This is a genomic window from Pseudomonas sp. 1 R 17 (genome assembly GCF_900067035.1).
GTDB lineage: Bacteria > Pseudomonadota > Gammaproteobacteria > Pseudomonadales > Pseudomonadaceae > Aquipseudomonas > Aquipseudomonas marginalis.
Genome location: NZ_FKLB01000061.1, coordinates 1 through 19249 on the forward strand (window position 1 = coordinate 1; position 19249 = coordinate 19249).

Consider the following 19249-nt stretch of genomic DNA (forward strand, 5'->3'; position numbering starts at 1 on the left):
AAGGGCCGACTTCGTCCATCACCAGGATGTAGGCTTCGCTCGGTTCCTGGGCGGTTTCAACGCCGCACAATTGCGCCAGCACCCGGCGACCGATGTCGCGCAGGTCGGCGGCGCGCTCGGCAAGCAAGGCATCCTGCAACGATTCCTGCTGCTTGGCGGCGGCTTCGATCACGCTCATCCACGCCGCTTGTGCGCTTTCACCTTGCTTGAGACGGGTGTCGACTTCGTCGGTGAGTTCCGGGTCGTCGAGCATTTCCTGGTGGGTGATGAAAATCTCGCGGATGGCTTTGGCCTGGCTGCGTTCGATCAGGTCCTGGATATCCCGGCGCACATCGGCCAGGGCATCTTGCAGGCGCTGGCGCTCAATGGCCGAGGACTCGCCGCGCAAGGGGTAATCGAACACCTGTTGAATCTGGATATGTGCAGGGCCAATGGCAATGCCCGGCGCCGCGGCGATGGCCTGGAGCTGGCTGCCGGCCTGTGGCGCGCTGATCACTGGCGCAATATCAAGGGCTTCGGGCTGTGCGCTCACGGTCGGCAGTGGCTCGACCTCTTCGCCCAGGCCCTCTTCGACAGCGGCCAGCAGCGCGGGCAACGCATCGCCGGCAATCGTCGGTTCAGCAACAAATTCCAGCACCTGGCCACGCCGGGCGCCAAGGCTCAGCAGCTTGCTCAGGCTCTTCACCGACACGGCGCCTACCGGGCCGTCAACGATGCGCACGCGGATGTCGCCTTCAAAACTTTTGGCCAATTGCGCGAGGATCTTCGCCGGCCGTGCGTGCAGGCCGTGGGCGTTAGCCAGGGTGATGCGGGCGCTGGGCCAGTCAGGTGGCAGCTCACCGCCGAGCACTTCGAGCACCGCGCGGCTGCTGGTGGCGCGCCCCAATTCCTGGCCACGGCCTTCAATCAACAAGGCGCACAAGCGTTCAAGCAAGGCCTGATGGGCTTCACCCAGGCTGGCCAGGCAGAACAGGCCGTTAAGGGGCTGGCCGAGATAGCGCATGGGCTTGTCGGGCGTAACAAACGCCAGGCCCGGGCGCTTGACCGTCTGCTCGCTGTGCAGCCACCACAGGCCATCACCCAGGGGCAACGCATCGACCTGTTGCAGCACTGCGGCAAACCCATTGCTGACGCAATCGGCCTGGCGCAGCAGGCGTGCGCCTCTCCAGACAAGCTCTTCGAAGTCATCGGCAGACACGCCCAGGCTGATCATCTGCGCGTCCAGCGCCAGCTCCTGAGGTGCGCCCTGCAGCAGTTTCAGCAAGGCTTCAGCCGTGCCGGCGCGACGCAGCGCCTGGCCCAGGTCGGTTTCACCGAGGGCGCGGGTGAGCAGTTGCAGCAGGCGCAGGTGTTCGTCGGATTTGGCGGCAATACCAATGGCCAGGTACACAATCTGCCCATCGCCCCAGTCCACGCCTTCGGGGAACTGCAACAGGCGCACGCCAGTGGAAAACACCTGGTCGCGGGTTTCGGGGGTGCCATGGGGGATGGCAATACCTTGGCCAAGAAAGGTCGAGCCTTGGGCTTCACGGGCTTGCAAGCCGCTGAGATACCCCTCGGCGACCAGGCCATCAGCCACCAGTTTGTCAGCGAGCAGGTGCAGGGCAGCAGATTTATCCACAGCCACCTGGCCCATGGAAATCTGCTCTACAGTGAGCTCAAGCATGCCGTTCTCCTAGTTAGTGCGATGGACGCACTAGGTATTGTTTTGAATAAAACAGTGTAATGGTGTTCCGGGACAGCTGACTGAGTAGTCAATTGGCAGTAGGTACTCAGTGGCTAACGTCGTAAAAATACGCCGGCTGAAACGTTTAATCTAGAATTTATGGCAGGTTACGCGTTAATTGCGCATCCTTGAAGGACCACTCGGCACTTGAGCTGAGACATTAGTCGTGTGCAGGAATCGGTTACGATTGGACAAAATGTCGGGGCGAGCTCCAAAAAACAAGGAAATCCCGGTTTGAAACTCAGTGATATCGCACGTCTGGCCGGTGTGTCCGTGACCACCGCCAGCTATGTCATCAATGGCAAAGCCGCACAGCAACGCATCAGCAGCGCGACCGTCGAGCGCGTGCGTGCCGTGGTTGAAGCCCATGGCTTTACGCCCAACCCCCAGGCCGCCGGGCTGCGCAGCCGGCATACCCGTACCCTGGGGTTCATCCTCCCGGATCTGGAAAACCCCAGTTACGCACGCATCGCCAAGCTGCTGGAGCAAGGTGCACGGGCCCGCGGCTATCAGTTGCTGATCGCCAGTTCAGACGATGAAGCCGAGAGCGAGCGCCAACTGCTGCAACTGTTCCGCGCCCGCCGTTGCGACGCGCTGTTCGTCGCCAGTTGCCTGCCGGCCAGCGATGACAGTTACCGCGAGCTGCAAGCCAAGGGTTTGCCGGTGATTGCCATCGACCGGGTGATGGGGGCGGACCAGTTCTGCTCGGTGGTCAGCGACGACCGCCAGGCCTGCCAGCAACTGACCAGCAGCTTGCTGCAACCGTTGCCCAAGCAGATCGTGCTGATTGGCGCGCGGCCCGAGCTGAGCATCAGCCAGGAGCGTGCGGCCGGTTTCCGTGAAGCGCTCGGCGGTTTCACCGGCGAGGTCATCGTCGAACACGGCGAAGCCTTCAGCCGCGACTGTGGCCGACAGCTGATGGAGCAACTTCTGCATCAACTGGGGCACTTGCCTGACGCCTTGGTGACCACGTCCTACGTGCTGCTGCAAGGCGTGTTCGACGCACTGCATGACTTCCCGCTCAAGTCACGCCCGCTGCGCCTGGGCACGTTTGGTGACACCCAGTTGCTGGACTTCCTGCCGCTGCCGGTCAACGCCATGGCCCAGCAACATCAGCTGATTGCCGACACCGCCCTGCGCCTGGCCCTGGCCGCCATTGAAGAAGAACAGTACCAACCGGGCGTGCACGCCATCGGCCGGACCTTCAAGCAGCGTATTCACGAGGCCTGAGCGTGGAACTGATCGACACCCACACCCACCTGGACTTCCCGGACTTCGACAGCGATCGCCGGGAAGTCCTTGCCCACAGCCGTGCATTGGGCGTGCGGCGCATGGTGGTGCTGGGGGTGTATCAGCAGAATTGGCAGAGGCTGTGGGATCTGGTGCAGGCGGATGCCGGTTTGTTCGCGGCCTTTGGCCTGCATCCGGTGTACCTCGATGAGCACAAGCCCGCCGACCTGACGGAGTTGGGAGACTGGTTGACCCGCCTGCACGGCCATCGACAGCTCTGCGCGGTAGGTGAGATCGGCCTGGATTACTTTGTTGAACAGCTGGATCGCGAAGGCCAGCAAGGCCTGTTCGAAGCCCAACTCAAACTGGCGGTGGACTTCCAACTGCCGGCGCTGCTCCACGTACGCCGCAGCCACGCGGCCGTGATCGCCACGCTCAAGCGCATCCGCCTGCCACGGGGCGGCATCATCCACGCGTTTGCCGGCAGCCGGGAAGAAGCCCACGAATACATCAAGCTCGGGCTCAAGCTCGGCCTGGGTGGCGCAGCCACATGGCCCCAGGCCCTGCGCATGCATAAGGTGCTGGCACAGCTGCCGCTGAACGCGGTCGTACTGGAAACCGACGCCCCCGACATGGCGCCGGCCATGTACCCGGGCCAGCGCAACAGCCCGCAGCACCTGCCGGCGATCTGCACCGCCCTGGCCGAGCGCATGGGCACCAGCCCCCTAGCGCTGGCCGAGGCGAGCACACGCAATGCGTGCGAGCTGTTCAATTGGTAGTACCGGGGTCACCGCTTGCAGGTTCAAGGTCATTCGCTGCCGATGACGGACATAGCGCAGCACCAGGAAGTGCACCAGCAGCACCATCAATGACACGTTGAGCTGCCCGACCACACTGATCAGGCCAATCCACTCCGTCACCAGCGCCACGATCAGCACCACACACGTCAGCACGGCCATGCTCGGGCGTACCAGCGCCCAATGGTCCAGCGCCTTGAAATGTCGCAACTGCCGGGGGCAGTTCAGCTCCAGGACGCGCTGGCAATACGGGCAATCAAAGGGTTCTTCAATGGCGATGGCATTTAACTGCCAAGGCTTGAGTTCGAACGTGATGTCGCAATGGGCGCAGTGCCCCTTGACGCCGACTGCAGTGGTCATTGTCATGCCTCCCTTGGACCTTGATTGAGTGACACAAATTTTCACTCATTCACCCGCGCAAAAAAGGTACTTCAGGAAATCAGGACAGGCACTACACCAACCCAAGACCAATCCTACACCACCGCCTTACACACGAAAGGCCCCGATCAGTTGCTTCAACTCGATCACCTGTATCGACAGCTGCCGGCTCGCCGCTTCAGTCTGATGCGCGCCTTGGGCAGCATGCTCGCCGGCACGATTGATTTCGACGATATTCTGGTCGATGTCATGGGCGACGGCGGTCTGCTGCTCCACCGCTGCGGCGATCTGCTGATTCTGATCGACGATCATGCCCACGGCACCGAGGATATTTTCCAGGGCTTGCTGGACCTTGTCCGACTGTTCCACAGTGCCGCTGGCCATTTCATGGCTGGTGCCCATGGCCTTCACGGCTGCGGCCACGCCGCTGTGCAGGCGGCTGATCATTTGCTCGATTTCTTCGGTGGAATGCTGGGTCCGCCGGGCCAGGGTTCGCACCTCGTCGGCCACCACGGCAAAGCCGCGTCCCTGCTCACCCGCCCGTGCGGCCTCGATGGCCGCATTGAGTGCCAGCAGGTTGGTCTGCTCGGCGATGCTCTTGATCACCTCCAGGACGCTGCTGATGGACTGGCTGTCGGTGGCCAACTGGTTGATCACCCTAACCGACTGGTCGATCTCCGAGGCCAGCCGCGCAATGCTGCCCTGCTGGGATTGCACCAGGCCACGGCCATTGACGGTTTCATCGTTGACGCTGTGGGCACTGCTGACCGCCGCCGCGGCACTGCGCGCCACTTCCTGGGCGGTGGAGGACATTTGGTTCATGGCCGTCGCCACCTGCTCAATCTGCATGCGCTGGCCAGAGACCGCCTGATTGCTCCGGGCCGAGACCGTTTCCACTTGGCCGGCCTGCAACTCGACCTGGCTGACGGTATGCCCGACGCGCTCGATCAAATCATGGATTTTCGCCACGGTGCCGTTGAACACTTGGCCGAGGTCGCCCAACTCATCGCGGCTTTGGGCAACAAAGGTAACGGTCATGTCGCCGGCGGCCACCTTGTCCATCATCGCCCCCAGGCGCCGTAACGTGGTGCGAGTAGACGCGTAGAACCCTGCATACAGGTAGAAGATCAGCAAAAACACCGCCGTCAGCGCCGAGACCAGCACCACCATGTGCGTACGGTTCTGCGCCAGGCGCTGCTCCAGCTGCTGCCCGAGGAACGTCAGGGTGGCGTCATCAAGCTGATAGGTGTGCTCCATCAATTGGCTGACGCTGTCATAGAAACCCTGCCACGGCGCGTCAAGGGTTTCGGCCATCACCACCTGCTCTTCAAACAATTCACTGCCGTGCTTGAGGCTGGCGTTGCTGGCCTTGGCCAGGCTGTCGAGCGCCGCGTGCGCGGCGTTGCTGGAGCCCAGGACGTCCTGCAATTTCAAGGCGTATTCGGCCTGGAGCTTTTCCAACTGTTGCAGCAGTTCGTCGAAGCGGGTACTGGAAGATGAGTTGAGAAAACCCTGGCCCAGGGAGTAGGCCCCCATCGCCCGGCCTTCTCCCAGGGTCTGGGTGACCTGCGGGGTGACACTGGTGATCAGCTCGCTGAGCTGGCGCAAGTCACTCTGGGGGTCGCGGCTCAAGCCGGACTGGCTGGCAATGATCTGGCTGAGCATCTGTGCCTTGTTGAGCAACTTGCCGATCAACGCACTTTTGCTCTGCAGCGAGCTTTCCTGTTGCTGGGCCTGGAAGGCCGTGATCAGTTCGTCACGCTTACCTTCAAAGGCAGCGATTTGCTCAGGTTCGGCAGCCATCGGGTTGAGGCCTTGCAGACGGGCGAGCACGCTCTGCTCCAAGGCGCTGATCTTGCCCTCAAGGTCAGCGGCCTTGCCGGACTGACCGAGCGTTGCGTTGATCTGCACCTGGTTATTGAGGGTTTCCAGGTCACGGCGCAGGACCAGGCTACTGCCGAGCAAATCCAGGCTTTGCAGCTCGACACGGGTGCCCTGGAATTCGCGCCAGGAATCACGCACCAGGTAATAGTTGGTGGCCAGCATCGGCAGCAGGAACAGCACGCTGATCAGGCTGAACTTCAGGCCGAAGCTAAGACGGTTCATCAGCGCGACGGCGGGATAGAGCAAGCTCTTCACAGGTGACCTCCCCTTTGTTTTATTTTTATTCAGGCGCAGGGCGGCGGCAGAAAGCCACTATTTGGCGCTCTGTCTGTATAGCTCAATTTGAAAGGGAGTTTTGTAACGTAAAGTTAACGAGTGAGAGTGGCGGGGGGCTGCTGCGCAGCCCGTCGCGGGGCAAGCCCGCTCACCACAGGAATCAGGGGAGCACGATCCAGATCGCAAACCCGGCATACCACAGCACCGCCGCACGCAGCAGCAGTTCCCACAGGCGATCCAGGCTGTTGATACCGTCTGCGCCCACTACGGGCGGTGGGATTTCAGCGGCGGCCAGGCCAACTTTTTCCACCAGTTGCGCGGCGCTGATGTCCCAGCTCAACAACTCGTGGAGCATGACACGGCTGACCGCGACGAAGTTGCCCACCAGGGCAAAACTGGCCGCCAGCAGGCGCACCGGCAGCCAGTCAAACGCGTGACGCAGCTGCCCGGCGCGCTCAGCCACCAGAGGGTTCTGGCTGTGCTCACTGGCGAGCGCCAGCAGCCGATAGGCCAGCGCAGCAACCGGCCCTAACAGGAAGTACCAGAAAATCACGGCGAAAAAACTCTGGTAGGCCTGCCACAACAGATGACCCTGGACGCGCTCCAGCAGTTGCTCGCCGCTGTCGGCGCCCAGCTTCAGGTCTCGCTCGGCCACATGTTCGGCCGCCTGCAGGTCACCACGGCGCCAGGCATCGCGAAATGGCCCCAGCCCAGCCAATAGATCGCCACGGCCCAGGCTGTAGATCACCACCAGCAAGTGCACCGGCAGCGCCAACAAACCATAGGCCACCGGTTCCAGCACCAGCAGCAACAACGCCAGCAACGCCACCGGCAGCAACACCAGCAGGACCAGAATCAGCCACGGCTGCTTGCCCATGCGCGGGCTCGACTCCAACTTGGCCAATTCGCGCAGCCAGCCGCCATCACGCTGCAACCGCTGGCGCAGGGCCGAGAATTTCTCGATCCACACGGCCAGCACCAACACCAGAAAACTCATCGTGCGTGTCCTCCATCCTGCAGGGCGCTGCGAAAGCGCGCCCAATCAAAAGCGGGGCCGGGATCGGTCTTGCGCCCCGGAGCGATGTCGCTATGGCCACAAATACGTTGCGGCGTAATACCTGGGTAGACTGCCAGCAACTGCCGTGTCAGGTCGATCAGCGATACATACTGGGGGTTGGTGAACGGCAAATCATCCGTGCCCTCAAGCTCTATCCCCAAGGAAAAGTCATTGCAGGTCTCACGCCCTTCGAAGCACGAGACCCCGGCATGCCAGGCCCGGTCGATACAGGACACAAACTGCGTCACCGTGCCGTCGCGCTCAATCAGAAAATGCGCAGACACCCGTAGGTCGGCAATCCCTTCAAAGTAGGGATGTTCCGTGACGTCCAGGCGGTTCTGGAAAAACTCCTGCACTTTGCCGGTAGCGAACTGCGCGGGCGGCAGGCTGATGTTATGCACCACCAACAGTGAGATTTCGCCTGCCGGGCGCTCGTTGAAGTTGGGTGAAGGGCAATGGCGAATGCCCTGGCACCAGCCGCTGGCGGGGTCCAACTGCATACAGGATCCTTGAACGTGACTAAGTGTGACCAGTATGCCGCGTTCGACCCCGTGGTTGCGATCACTTGCCGCGATTGAGTTGACGCAGCTTGCCCACCACCGCCGCCAGCGCCCGCTCGAACAGCGGCTCGTCGTCGAGGTGATGCAGCGCGCCACGTTTGAGCGCCATTGCCAGTTGGCCCGCACTTTTCTCCAGAACCTTGAGCCCGGTACGGCCGACGAAAACGTAGGTGTTGGCCGGCGCCATGATCGCCGTCAGCTTGCACCGCAGGGTGCCTGCCGGGCCCTGCTGGAACACGATCCAGTCACCGACTCGCAATTGGTGCACCTTGGCCAGGTCCGGATCATCCTCCGGCAGGCCCTCGACGGGATCGAGCGGCAGTACGCTGAACACGAAGGGTTCACGCACTTCGAGCCATCCATCGCCCCCCTCTGGCGGCCGGACATGCAGGGTCTGCAAGCGCACAAAAAAATCACGGGTGCTGAAGGGGTCGAATGCAGCGCTGGTCAAACCGTCGCGCAGTGCCTTGAGCAACCCGGGCAACTGCTCCAGCAAGTGCACCCCGGCTTCAGTGTCTGCCGGCAGGCTGACACTCCAGATCAGCTCATCCATGGTGCGCAGCCCTGCTTGCCATTGCACCGACTGCTCGCCGTGCTTGAGGCTGGCCAGCAACAGCACCTGGCTCCAGGCCTGTTGCAGGAACTGCACCACCGCCTGCGGCAAAACCTTGCCCAGCATCCGTCGATTCAGTACCTCGGCCACCCGTGCCCGCGCCGCTTCTGTGCGCACGCGCCCTTCTTCAGCATGGCGGGTGTGCTGTTCAAGCAATTCGCTGCGACGACGCTCATCGGCGGTGAACGCAGTGAATTCAGTCAGCAATTGGGAAAAAATCGCCGGGTCTTCAACAAAATCATTGAGTAAACGCTGAACCACCTGCTCTATGCGCAGGTACAGGCTGTCGCGCTGGAAGTCATCGACCGGACTCCAGCCCATGGCGGTGGTAGCGATTTCATTCAACAGGCGCCGCGCCGGATGACCGGGGCGACTGAAAAAACTCTTGTCCAGCACCGCCACTTTCAGCATCGGGATCTGCAGACGGCCGATCAAGGCCTTGAAGGCGTCCGGCACTGCGCGGTCATTGAGGATGAATTCGAACAGCAGGGCGATCAGGTTGATCACATCTTCATCCGCATCCTCCACCACCCGCGACTTGCCACTCTTGACGCTGACACGGGTAAGCAACTGCTCGAGTTGGTTACACAGGTCGAAATCATCCTCGGCTTCCGGCTCCGGGACGTACTGCTGCAAGTGGGATAACAGCCGCAGCAGGTCGCGGGTGGCGATAGGCTGGGGTTCGGCACTGGCTTCAAGGGTAGGCGACACGCTACCACGCACGACGGTCAACAGCGCCTGCAAGGCGCTGAAGGCTTGCTGGCCATTTTCGTCGACGTGTTGGTCGGTGCTCGGCAATACCTCTTCACGCTGATGATCACGGGCGGCACGGCCACAGGGGCGGCGGGACGGCGCGGCCTTGAGTTCCGGCAACACGCCGGTCGCGACCAGCAGCTGATTGGCTTCACCGTACAGTTGGTCAGCATCACTGAGTACGTACTTTTCAAACAGCTTGAGCATGATCAGCTTGACGCGGATCTCCACGCCCAGGCTACGCCCGGCACGCAGGAAAAACTCGCACAGCAGCGCCGGACCCAGGGGGTTTTCACAGTCGTCCAGGCGATTGCCGAGCAAGACACTCAGGCGTGCCGTGAGTTGCGACAGCGCCAGGCCGTCGCGGTGGCGCACCCGGCCCAGCATGGCTTCAAGCGCGACGGCTTTTTCCAGGTCATCCTTGGACGTGCCTGAGGCCGCGTCATAGGACACCACCGGCACCAACTGAAGTTCACCACGGCCCGCCAGCCCCAGGTTGCCAAAGGCTTCGAACAGCCGCTCCATGAACACACGCTCGAAATTCTTGCGCTTGAGGCGCAGGTCGCGCATGGCTTCAAAGAAGATATGGTGGTCCACGTTGTTGCGGGCCTTGTCGGCCATTTCGAACAAGGTGTCGTCGGCGTTATCGAACAGTTCCTGTAAACCCTGCTGCAACTGCTGCGCCGCCTTGTCGCGAACCTGCAGCAGCACCACCGGCAGGCGCGCGAGCGGCGATGGCGTGGCTTGTGCCTTATTGATTGGCACCACCTTTCCGTCATTGTGCATCCTGGCCTCCTGAAACGGCGGTAAAGCGTTGGGGAAAGATCGGGTACAGGCCCAATAAGGCTGTGGATAACCGGTTATCACCAGGACGTCAAAGCTATGACGCCAATTGCAAGGCGCGAGATTATCTTGCAAATGAGTGCCGTTGCGCCAGCAAACTCTGACATTGCGCTGTAAATGAGTGGTGAGCCTGGGTTCAAACGCACGCTGCCCCTATAATCGGGACACTTTGTTTGTGGAGCCTGATATGCCGAACCTCCGTCTAGCCGACCTCACCGCCGAAATCGAAGCCAACGTGCGCCGCGCGCTCCTGGAAGACATCGGCAGCGGCGACATCACCGCACAGTTGATCCCGGCCGAACGGCTGGCCACGGCCACCATCATTACCCGCGACGCCGCCGTCATCGCCGGCACTGCGTGGGTGGATGCCGTATTCCGCCAACTGGACCCACGGGTCGCCGTGCACTGGCAGGTGGCCGACGGCGAACGCGTCAGCCCCAACCAGGCACTGTTCCACCTGGAGGGGCCGGCGCGTTCGCTGCTCAGTGGCGAGCGCTCTGCCTTGAACTTCCTGCAGTTACTCTCCGGGGTCGCCACACGCGCCCGGTTCCTGGCGGATTTTGTCGCCAGCACCCAGGTCAAGCTGCTGGACACTCGAAAAACCCTGCCCGGCCTGCGCCTCGCGCAGAAGTACGCGGTGACCTGCGGTGGCTGCCACAACCACCGTATCGGTTTGTATGACGCCTTCCTGATCAAGGAAAACCACATCGCTGCCAGCGGCGGGATTGCCCAGGCCATCAGCGCCGCCCACAAGATCGCACCCGGCAAGCCGGTGGAAATTGAAGTGGAGAGCCTGGACGAACTGCGCGAAGCGCTGGCGGCGGGCGCCGACATCGTCATGCTCGATGAATTGAGCCTGGAAGACATGCGGGAAGCCGTGCGCCTGAATGGCGGCAAGGCCAAGCTGGAAGCCAGCGGCGGGATCAATGAAAGCACCCTGCTGCCTATCGCAGAGACGGGGGTGGACTACATCTCCATTGGTGCGATGACCAAGGATGTGAAGGCGGTGGATTTGTCGATGCGCCTCAGTATCTGAGCACCTTAACTGTAGGAGCGAGCTTGCTCGCGAAAAACCTGAGAACGCCGCAGGGAACCAGGCAGCCCGCGTCATCGTTAGCGATTTTCGCGAGCAAGCTCGCTCCTACAAGCTGCGTCTAAACGACCAGGTCGTTCATCTCGCAGTATTCTTCCCATTCGACACCCAGCACCTCGGCCGCCTCTTTGTGCAAGGCCAGCCGCGCCGCTTCGAACTCTTCCGGCGTCGAGGTGTACTTGAGGGTCAGTTCCCAAGGCTGGAAGCCCTGGCTCTCGGCCTCGTCCTCAAACGCCCACTGGATCTGGTCGCGCTGATCATCGGCGCTCAGGTCCTTGATCTCTTCTTTAAGCTGCGGCGATTCCTCAAGGTATTTTTCGAGGGCTGCTTGATGCCGAACTTCCTGGGTCATTTCAGTCGTGGTCATGTCGTTCTCTTAGATCGAGGAATGGGGATGCATCTGGGTCATCAAGGTTGCGCAGATACAAAAGAGCGGGCACACGTGCCAACTCGTCTGGCCTTCAGAACCATTCTGGGATCATCTGAAAACATTGCCTTTGAAGCACTGCCGCTAAAAAAGTAGCGCCTTTTTGCCCGAGACAGGAATCGAACCTGCGACCTTCGCGTTACGAGTGCGCTGCTCTACCAACTGAGCTACACGGGCGGTGGACTAAAGCTAGCACCGCATCGGGCGCCCGGCAACTTGCACCCTTCAACGAGCAATCACCCCCTGAGCCCAGAAGCGTGGTTGCAGGTAATTACCTTTGCGGTCCTGGTACTGCTGCTGGGCTTGTTGGAGGTGAGGCACATCGCGCACCGCGATAAATACCAACAGACCAACGGCCAACACACCCAAGGCTTTCCATAGGTTCCGCGCCAACGGCAGCACAGCGCTTGCTGGCACGCGCAACTCATGCAGCGCCATCAGCCAGCCCACCACCAGCGCCAACCAGACCTGGGAGTTGGGCATCACGATCACGCCATCGACCATGGCCTGCACCAGCGTCCCCACCAACGCCGCAAACAGGCACAAGCGCAGCAGGTCAACCCGCGCGGCGGACAGCGCTCGCTCGCGTAGCACAGCCAAGGTGGTCCAGCCGCCTCGCCATGCCAACACCGCCACGCACAGCGCCGAGGGTACACCCCACTCGCTGGCCCATTGCAGGATCGCCTGATGGGGATGAGCGGCAATCCTGTTGGCAATATCGGCAAAATGCATCGGTCCGTAACCAAGCCACGGTCGCTCGACGAGCATATGCCACGCCTGCCACCAGATCGGGCCCCGTCCCGACAGCGAAGTGGTGAGGCGATCCGCGGCATCACTGGTGAGTTCAATCCCCAGGTAATCCGCCAGCCCCGTGAATATCAGCCAATACAGTAACAGCCCAACCAACACCGCGACCAATTGCCAGCCCAGCCAGCGACGCCCCCATGGCCCAAGCAGCGCCAACACCACGCCCGCCACGCCCATGCCAAGCCAGGTACCCCGCGTACCGCCGCTGATTGCTATCAGCCACCAGACACACAGCAACGCAAACACCATCCCCCGCAAGGCGCGGGAGACATTGGGTATCAGCAAAGGCAGCGCCAGCAATGGCAAGGTAAATGTCTGAAACTGTCCGTAGAAACGCTTGTTGGAAAAGCCGGAGAGTAGTCGGTCAGGATCCAGCATGCGCTCGCCGCTGGTGAACGCCAGCGTACCGGCATACAGATACTGGAGCGACTTGATCAGGCACAGCAACACCACAACCAGGATCAGCACGCGATCCAGAGGCTCGCCGCCGTGACGACGAAGCAGGGCAAAGGCGACGGCAATCGCCGCGCAGCTGACAAACAGCGCCACTTCGGTAAGCGCCCATAGGGGCTGATGGGCCAGCGTCGACGACAGCAGGCCCAGCCCCACAACCAGCACCACGCCCCAGGCAGTGGGCCTGTCTACCCAGGGTTCAGTGGAGGTAACCGACAACCCATACAGCACCGCGCAAAACCCGATGGCAATTTGCATGACACGCTGTAGATCATGCCCGCCGAACGGTGCACAGATGCCGACACTCAACAGGCACACCGCTGCTACCAGGAAAACACCGCCTCGCTGCTGTACGGATAACACCATCGGCCACCTCTACTTCCCTGTGGATGGTTTAGCAGTTATGCGCCGTCGGCGCCGCAGCCCTTGCTGGCATATTTCGCTTCAGCGGTCGTCGCGCACTTCCAGCCGGCGGCGCTGCGGACCAGGGTGATGGTCTTGCCCAGCACCGGTGCCGGTGCGTCGAGTATTTCGCAGCTGATGGAGCCCGCCCCCGTGGCCACATCGCCTGCCACGTCGATCTTGCAGTTGGCCGTAGGGCTGGTGCCGCCGATCAAGGCCACGGTAGGTACGGTGCCCTGGTTGATGGTGTCTTCGTAACCAGCCTTCAACGCGGCAATTTCAGCCAGGCCGGCAGTGAACTTGGCCTTGGCCTGGTGGGTGGTGTACATGGGCAGGCCGATGGTGGCCAAAATGCCGATGATTGCCACGACGATCAACAACTCGATCAAGGTAAAGCCTTTCTGACGTATCACATTCACTCTCCAGAATAGAACTCATGACAAGGCGCGTCCTGCACCCCGTTTTTGCAACGGCGCCAGTGTACTCACCCGCAAGCGGCCAATCGCGCTCAAGACGCACATTCTGACATTTTTATCCCGCGCCATCGGCATGCCCGAATCCGTCACCTGACTAAGCTATAAATCTTCGACAGCCTGTATGCGGAACCGCGACATGGACAACGCTTCAACGACTTACGCCTGGGAAGGCATCGACCGCAAAGGGCGCAGGGTGTCCGGGCAAACCAAGGGGCACAACGCAGCCCTGGTCAAGGCACAACTGCGCCAGCAAGGGATCAGCCCCGGTCGTGTGCGCAAGCAATCCCCGCTGCCGCCAAGCCTCACCCCATCAGTCAAAGCGGCTGACATCACGCTGTTCACACGCCAACTGGCTACGTTGCTGAAGGCTGGGGTTCCACTCCTGCAAGCCTTCGACATCATCAGCGAAGGCGTCGACAATCGCGCTGTGCGTGAGCAGGTGCTGGGACTTAAACAGGCGATCGCCGCCGGCAGCAGCCTGGCTGAGGCATTACGCAAACAACCGCGTTATTTCGATGAGTTGTACTGCAACCTGGTGGCCGCCGGCGAACAGGCCGGGGCGCTTGAGACACTGCTGGAAAGGGTGGCGATCCACCGGGAAAAGAGTGAACAGCTCAAGGCCAGGATCAAAAAGGCCATGACCTACCCCATTGCTGTCCTGGTGGTTGCCAGCCTGGTCACCGGCATACTGCTGGTCCACGTGGTACCGCAGTTCCAGGCCCTGTTCGCCGGAGTCGACGGCAAACTGCCGGCATTTACCTTGCACGTGATCGCCCTGTCGGCGTTCATGCAGCACGCATGGTGGATGCTGGTATTGGGCATAGTCGCGGGAGCCGCTGGGCTGCGCCAGGCCTATCGGGCTTCGTCGGGCTTTCGCTACTGGCTGGACACAGGTTTGTTGAAAGCGCCCCTGGCAGGCAAACTGCTGACAAAATCCGCCGTGGCCCGCTACGCCCGCACGCTCTCCACGACCTTCGCCGCCGGTGTTCCACTGGTCCAGGCATTGGATTCAGTCGCCGGCGCCGTGGGAAACGGCCCGTTCAAACAGGCAATCGAACATATGCGTCACGATGTATCCAACGGCATGCAACTGAATCAATCCATGGCCAACAGCGGCCTGTTTCCCGGCATGGCGATCCAACTGACGGCGATCGGCGAAGAGTCGGGCACCCTGGAACACATGCTGGAAAAGGTCGCCAACCACTATGAGGCTGACGTGGACAACCAGGTCGACAACCTCACCAGCCTGATGGAGCCATTGATCATGGTGGTGCTGGGGGGCATCGTCGGCGCGCTGGTCATCGCCATGTACCTGCCGGTCTTCCAGCTGGGGAGTGCATTTTGAGCCTGCTGCTGAACGAGTACCCATTGGCCTTTGTCACCATCGCGCTGGTACTGGGGCTGATCGTCGGCAGTTTCCTCAACGTGCTGGTCTGGCGCCTGCCAAAAATGCTCGAACGGGAATGGCGTGACCAGGCCCATGAAGTGCTCGGCTTGCCTGCCGAACCTGGCGGGCCGACCTACAACCTGATGCACCCCAACTCATGCTGCCCACACTGTGATCATCCAATCCGGCCGTGGGAAAATATCCCACTGCTCAGCTACCTGATGCTCAGGGGGCGCTGCGCCCATTGCCAGGGAGCCATCAGCCCCCGCTACCCTTTCACGGAACTCGCCTGTGGGTTGATCTCGGCCTGGGTTGCCTGGCATTTCGGCTTTGGCTGGCAGGCCGCAGCGGTGCTGGTGTTGAGTTGGGGGTTGCTGGCAATGAGCCTGATCGACGCAAACCACCAGTTGCTGCCTGATGTGCTGGTGCTGCCATTGCTGTGGCTGGGGCTGATCGTCAACAGCTTTGGATTACTGACGACATTACCCGACGCACTATGGGGCACCGTGATCGGCTACATGAGCCTGTGGTGCGTGTTCTGGCTGTTCAAGCTGGTCACCGGCAAAGACGGCATGGGCCACGGTGATTTCAAGTTACTGGCCTTGCTCGGCGCCTGGGGCGGCTGGCAGATATTGCCGATGACACTGTTGATGTCGTCGCTGGTGGGGGTGTTTGTCGGGTTGATCCTGATGCGCCTGCGCAAGACCCTGGCGTCCACGCCGATGCCGTTTGGTCCGTATCTGGCAATTGCCGGCTGGATTGCATTGCTCTGGGGTGGTCAAATAACCGACTTCTATTTGCAGTCTGTCGGTTTCAGATGACCACTCCTGTTGCAACACCTTGGATTCTCGGCCTCACCGGTGGCATCGGCAGCGGTAAAAGTGCGGCAGCCCAGCACTTTATCGACCTGGGCATTGACCTGGTGGACGCCGATCACGCCGCGCGCTGGGTGGTCGAACCCGGCCGGCCGGCGCTGGCCCGCATCGCCGAGCATTTTGGTGCTGGCGTATTGCAGCCCGACGGCCAGTTGGACCGCGCCGCGTTGCGCAAGCTGATCTTTGAGGTGCCCGAAGAGCGCCGCTGGCTGGAAGCCTTGCTGCACCCGTTGATTGGCGAGGAGATTCGCGGTCACCTGGCTCGCGCCCGCTCGCCTTACGCGATCCTGGTGTCCCCGCTGCTGATCGAATCCGGCCAGTACAGCATGACCCAGCGCATCCTGGTGATCGACGTGCCGCAATCGCTGCAAATTCAGCGTACCCTGCAGCGCGACGGCATCAGCGAACAACAGGTTCAGGCAATTCTCAAGGCACAGTCCAGCCGTGAAGACCGCCTGAACCATGCCGATGACGTGCTAGTCAATGACCAGGATCTCGCCTGGCTGCACAGCGAGGTCGAGCGACTGCACCACTTTTACCTTACTTTGCGTGGAGGCCGATCATGAGCCAACCCTTGACCGTCGACTGCCCAACCTGCGGTGCACCCGTGGAATGGAATGCAGCCTACCCCAACCGGCCGTTCTGCTCGGACCGTTGCAAACTCATCGACCTGGGCGCGTGGGCCGCCGAGGAACACAAGATTCCCGTGGCGCCGGATGCCGAAGACGAGCTGTTTTCCGAAGACTTGCCGCCGCGCCACTAAGGCCGCATAAAGGCGTATTCCTGCTGGTCGTCGAGGTTTTCTGCGAGGTATTGCAGCTCGTCGGCCAGGTCTTCGAAACTGCGTACGCCCTTGCTCTGCTGCACCACCGCGCTGAGCATGGCGCGCAGGGTCAAGCCCGGGTCGAAACCGATTTCCTGTGCCGCATCCTGGCTTCTGCGCAACTCCTGCCGTGCCCACTCGTACACACTCATGATTCGTGCTCCCGCCTTGCCTAGGAAAATTTCGCAGAGCATGGGCCTGCTCGGCTGCGCGGGATTTGATCTGGGTCAACGCTGCGATTCGTCATCCTTCCAGGGCGCCGAGAGGTAGCGTGTGCGGTTGAATGTCTCCAGCCATTCCGGACAAAACACCACCAGGGCGCTGATCACCATGCCGTTGATAAAGGCTTCGGGGAAGATGATCAGCCACAGGTAGCCGACGAAATCCTCCAGCCATTCAGGCATGGCAAAACGACCGTCGAACCACAGCAACCCCAGCCCCAGCAGCAGGCAAAACAAGGCCGACAACGCGGCAGCAAAAAAACCGGAGCAGAAGATATACACGAAGGGATTGCGTGGCTGCGCTCGCTCGACCACAAGCGCACAGCCCTCGGTGACCAGCACCGGCAGCACGACCAGCAGCAGGCCATTGATGCCAAGGGCTGCCAGGTCCTGGCGTCCAAGCAGCATTAACCCGAACTGGGCGGCAAAACCACCGACGATGGCCAGGGGCCAATCCAACAGCAGGGTTACGGCGGTCATACCGATAAAGTGGTAGGACACACCGGTGTCGAAATCCCGTCGTACCAGCCACAACATGAACAGTGCGAACACCGTACCGAACAACAAATGCTGGCGCCGCCGGTCGGCAAACAACTCGACCCATGGCGAGCGCAGGATCGCCCATAGCAGCACCGGTGCATACAACAGCCAGCCGATGCCGAGGGTTGTGGGCGCCAGCACTGCGGCACTGATCACGGCTTCACCTGCTCCAGGGCCTGGCGCAGTTCGGCAGCAGTGCCGTATTCATGTTGAGAAACCAACGTACCGTGATCCAACTGCAGCCACAGCACTTTATCCGCCGCCGCGGGATAACGCGGGGCGATACGTGCGTCACGGTCCAGCATGACGCGGTAGTTGTAGGATTGCATGGCCGGCACCGCAAACAATTTGGCGATCAGTCGAGGCATGCGCTGGATGTCAGCGACGAACACGGCATGCCGCGCTTCGAGGTAGCCTGCAGGTTGGCCTTGCAGCGCCGCGTCGACCAGCTTGGCCGCGTCCATGCTGCGCGCCACCAACAGAATCCGTGCCTGGTTATCGAGGGTATAGGCTTGGTCGAATTGATCGAGCAAGGTCCAGGGAGCGAGGCGTTCGCCCACTTCAACAGCCTGTGCCCATACCGGCAAAAGACTCAGCAACAGCACCACCAGACACTTCACTGCACGCTCCTCATTCGGGGGAATTACGCTTGAAAGGCCAGTCTACACCCTGGCTTTTGCAGCAGGACTTCCTGCGGTCATCATTTGGACGCTAAGCTGCAGGCATGGATGACTCAGATTATTTGCGCCTGCTCACCGTAGCAGCCGAACAAGCCAATGCGTTCCTGTCCAATGCCCGCAAATGGGAGCGTGAGCGTTGGGTCTGCCAGCGCCTGTTGCAAGGCTTGAATGTGCCCTACCGCGCCGAAGAGTTTCACCCCGCCGGGCAAGAACCGCCCGATGTGTTGTTTCGCGATGCCAGTTTCGAGGTTTTTTTCGTACTCGATGAAGGGCGCCGCCTGAACGACGAATGGCGTGACGAGCTGTTGCGTCGACGCAGTGCATTCTCCCTGAGCCAGCTGGTGCGGCGCGAAGCCAAGCCGCGGCGCATCCCCGCCCATGAATTCCTGCTGCGCCTGGCGCCCACGTTGCGCAAGAAGGCCCATAACTACAAAGAGCGCGGGATGGACCTGGGCGAATTGGATATCGTCGCGTTCACCAGCCTCAAGCGCGAAGTGCTCGACCTCAACAGCCACTTCCCCCCACCCACCGAATACTTGCGCCAGGGCTGGCGCTCGCTGTCGCTGGTGGGGCCGACATTTGCCCGGGTGCTGTTCGCCCACCCGGACGCGCCGGATTTCTTGCGCAACAACCTGGGGCGCAGCATAGTGTTCGATGTGGGCATCAGCCTCTGATCCCCCACTGTAACGTGGCGCCCTTTTGCAACGTCTACCTGACGAGGCCTTATATGACCAGCCGCCTGAACCCCGACGACCAACAGCATGTCGAAGAGTACCTGCAACTCTCCCAGAACCGAGTCGAGCGCAAGCCTTTCCGGCCGTGGCTGCTCCTTGGTGTGGTGCTGGTGGTGGTGATCGGGCTCGGCCTGCTCAGCCGCCTTTTGAGTTACCTGACGCTATGAGCTGCCTGGCGCTCGCGGGGGTAACTGCTCCGATTTCCTTTAGCCTT

21 protein-coding genes, 1 tRNA gene and 2 pseudogenes are annotated in these 19249 nt (G+C 61.3%); 9 read left to right on the forward strand and 15 right to left on the reverse strand.

What is annotated here, in order from left to right:
* Window positions 1–1666, reverse strand: a 1666-nt coding sequence (gene fruB / locus BFP99_RS24720; protein WP_141690817.1) for a fused PTS fructose transporter subunit IIA/HPr protein, incomplete at its 3' end; no start/stop codon positions are given.
* Window positions 1667–1960: 294 nt separating this feature from the next.
* On the opposite strand from fruB, the gene cra reads away from it, so the two are divergent.
* Both cra and BFP99_RS24730 read left to right on the forward strand, forming a co-directional pair.
* Window positions 1961–2956, forward strand: a complete 996-nt coding sequence (cra, locus tag BFP99_RS24725; RefSeq protein WP_065948447.1) for a catabolite repressor/activator — start codon at window positions 1961–1963, stop codon at window positions 2954–2956.
* Between the two features lie 2 nt (window positions 2957–2958).
* Window positions 2959–3735, forward strand: coding sequence for a TatD family hydrolase (locus BFP99_RS24730; protein ID WP_065948448.1), 777 nt, complete (start codon window positions 2959–2961; stop codon window positions 3733–3735).
* On the opposite strand, the gene BFP99_RS24735 is transcribed toward BFP99_RS24730, so the two are convergent.
* The 6 genes and pseudogenes from BFP99_RS24735 to BFP99_RS24755 form a co-directional block, all read right to left on the reverse strand.
* Window positions 3682–4113, reverse strand: coding sequence for a hypothetical protein (locus tag BFP99_RS24735; RefSeq protein WP_065924091.1), 432 nt, complete (start codon window positions 4111–4113; stop codon window positions 3682–3684). The genes BFP99_RS24730 and BFP99_RS24735 overlap by 54 nt on opposite strands.
* 126 nt (window positions 4114–4239) lie before the next feature.
* A complete protein-coding gene (locus BFP99_RS34190) occupies window positions 4240–4980 on the reverse strand; it encodes a methyl-accepting chemotaxis protein (RefSeq protein WP_370737678.1) in 741 nt (246 codons plus the stop codon).
* Between the two features lie 117 nt (window positions 4981–5097).
* Window positions 5098–6237: pseudogene (locus tag BFP99_RS34195) on the reverse strand (HAMP domain-containing protein); the annotation flags it as partial.
* Window positions 6238–6451: 214 nt separating this feature from the next.
* Entirely contained in the window at window positions 6452–7288 is an 837-nt protein-coding gene (gene ampE / locus BFP99_RS24745; RefSeq protein ID WP_065924089.1) for a regulatory signaling modulator protein AmpE, read from the reverse strand.
* Complete coding sequence (gene ampD, locus BFP99_RS24750) at window positions 7285–7848, reverse strand: 1,6-anhydro-N-acetylmuramyl-L-alanine amidase AmpD (protein WP_065948450.1); 564 nt, start codon at window positions 7846–7848, stop codon at window positions 7285–7287. The genes ampE and ampD overlap by 4 nt, the downstream gene beginning before the upstream one ends.
* A gap of 61 nt (window positions 7849–7909) precedes the next feature.
* Window positions 7910–10060: a DUF1631 domain-containing protein gene (locus tag BFP99_RS24755; RefSeq protein WP_065948451.1), complete on the reverse strand. Its 2151-nt coding sequence runs from the start codon at window positions 10058–10060 to the stop codon at window positions 7910–7912.
* Window positions 10061–10304: 244 nt separating this feature from the next.
* Here BFP99_RS24755 and nadC point away from each other — a divergent pair, with 244 nt between their 5' ends.
* Window positions 10305–11153: a carboxylating nicotinate-nucleotide diphosphorylase gene (gene nadC, locus BFP99_RS24760; protein ID WP_027604881.1), complete on the forward strand. Its 849-nt coding sequence runs from the start codon at window positions 10305–10307 to the stop codon at window positions 11151–11153.
* 7 nt (window positions 11154–11160) lie between these two features.
* Here nadC and BFP99_RS34200 read toward each other — a convergent pair.
* The 5 genes and pseudogenes from BFP99_RS34200 to BFP99_RS24780 all read right to left on the reverse strand — a co-directional run.
* Window positions 11161–11250: pseudogene (locus tag BFP99_RS34200) on the reverse strand (outer membrane lipoprotein carrier protein LolA); the annotation flags it as partial.
* Window positions 11251–11271: 21 nt separating this feature from the next.
* A complete protein-coding gene (locus tag BFP99_RS24765; RefSeq protein ID WP_027604882.1) occupies window positions 11272–11577 on the reverse strand; it encodes a DUF6388 family protein in 306 nt (101 codons plus the stop codon).
* Between the two features lie 164 nt (window positions 11578–11741).
* A tRNA-Thr gene (locus BFP99_RS24770) sits at window positions 11742–11814 on the reverse strand.
* 48 nt (window positions 11815–11862) lie between these two features.
* Window positions 11863–13263, reverse strand: coding sequence for an O-antigen ligase family protein (locus tag BFP99_RS24775; RefSeq protein ID WP_065948452.1), 1401 nt, complete (start codon window positions 13261–13263; stop codon window positions 11863–11865).
* A 35-nt stretch (window positions 13264–13298) separates the two neighbouring features.
* Window positions 13299–13709 carry a pilin gene (locus tag BFP99_RS24780; RefSeq protein WP_027604884.1) on the reverse strand — a complete coding sequence of 137 codons (411 nt, stop codon included), beginning with the start codon at window positions 13707–13709 and terminating at the stop codon, window positions 13299–13301.
* A 202-nt stretch (window positions 13710–13911) separates the two neighbouring features.
* Between BFP99_RS24780 and BFP99_RS24785 the strand changes: the two genes are divergently transcribed.
* From BFP99_RS24785 to yacG, 4 genes are read left to right on the forward strand one after another with little or no spacing between them, the layout of a single operon-like run.
* A complete protein-coding gene (locus BFP99_RS24785) occupies window positions 13912–15120 on the forward strand; it encodes a type II secretion system F family protein (RefSeq protein WP_065924085.1) in 1209 nt (402 codons plus the stop codon).
* Complete coding sequence (locus BFP99_RS24790; protein WP_065948453.1) at window positions 15117–15983, forward strand: prepilin peptidase; 867 nt, start codon at window positions 15117–15119, stop codon at window positions 15981–15983. The genes BFP99_RS24785 and BFP99_RS24790 overlap by 4 nt, the downstream gene beginning before the upstream one ends.
* On the forward strand, window positions 15980–16603 hold the full coding sequence (coaE, locus tag BFP99_RS24795) for a dephospho-CoA kinase (RefSeq protein ID WP_065948454.1): 624 nt from the start codon (window positions 15980–15982) through the stop codon (window positions 16601–16603). The genes BFP99_RS24790 and coaE overlap by 4 nt, the downstream gene beginning before the upstream one ends.
* Window positions 16600–16800 (forward strand): DNA gyrase inhibitor YacG, encoded by a 201-nt coding sequence (gene yacG / locus BFP99_RS24800; protein WP_065924082.1) that lies wholly within the window; start codon window positions 16600–16602, stop codon window positions 16798–16800. The genes coaE and yacG overlap by 4 nt, the downstream gene beginning before the upstream one ends.
* On the opposite strand, the gene BFP99_RS24805 is transcribed toward yacG, so the two are convergent.
* The 3 genes from BFP99_RS24805 to BFP99_RS24815 form a co-directional block, all read right to left on the reverse strand.
* Window positions 16797–17012 carry a hypothetical protein gene (locus BFP99_RS24805; RefSeq protein WP_003171680.1) on the reverse strand — a complete coding sequence of 72 codons (216 nt, stop codon included), beginning with the start codon at window positions 17010–17012 and terminating at the stop codon, window positions 16797–16799. The genes yacG and BFP99_RS24805 overlap by 4 nt on opposite strands.
* Window positions 17013–17087: 75 nt before the next feature.
* Window positions 17088–17777 (reverse strand): energy-coupling factor ABC transporter permease, encoded by a 690-nt coding sequence (locus BFP99_RS24810; RefSeq protein ID WP_065924081.1) that lies wholly within the window; start codon window positions 17775–17777, stop codon window positions 17088–17090.
* Window positions 17774–18241: an FAD/FMN-containing dehydrogenase gene (locus BFP99_RS24815; protein WP_065948455.1), complete on the reverse strand. Its 468-nt coding sequence runs from the start codon at window positions 18239–18241 to the stop codon at window positions 17774–17776. The genes BFP99_RS24810 and BFP99_RS24815 overlap by 4 nt, the downstream gene beginning before the upstream one ends.
* A gap of 104 nt (window positions 18242–18345) precedes the next feature.
* Here BFP99_RS24815 and BFP99_RS24820 point away from each other — a divergent pair, with 104 nt between their 5' ends.
* The gene (locus tag BFP99_RS24820) at window positions 18346–18975 is read left to right on the forward strand and encodes a DUF1780 domain-containing protein (RefSeq protein WP_027604891.1); all 630 of its coding nucleotides are present in this window, start codon (window positions 18346–18348) and stop codon (window positions 18973–18975) included.
* Between the two features lie 53 nt (window positions 18976–19028).
* On the forward strand, window positions 19029–19202 hold the full coding sequence (locus tag BFP99_RS24825; protein ID WP_016976295.1) for a DUF3094 family protein: 174 nt from the start codon (window positions 19029–19031) through the stop codon (window positions 19200–19202).
* Window positions 19203–19249: the final 47 nt, after the last annotated feature.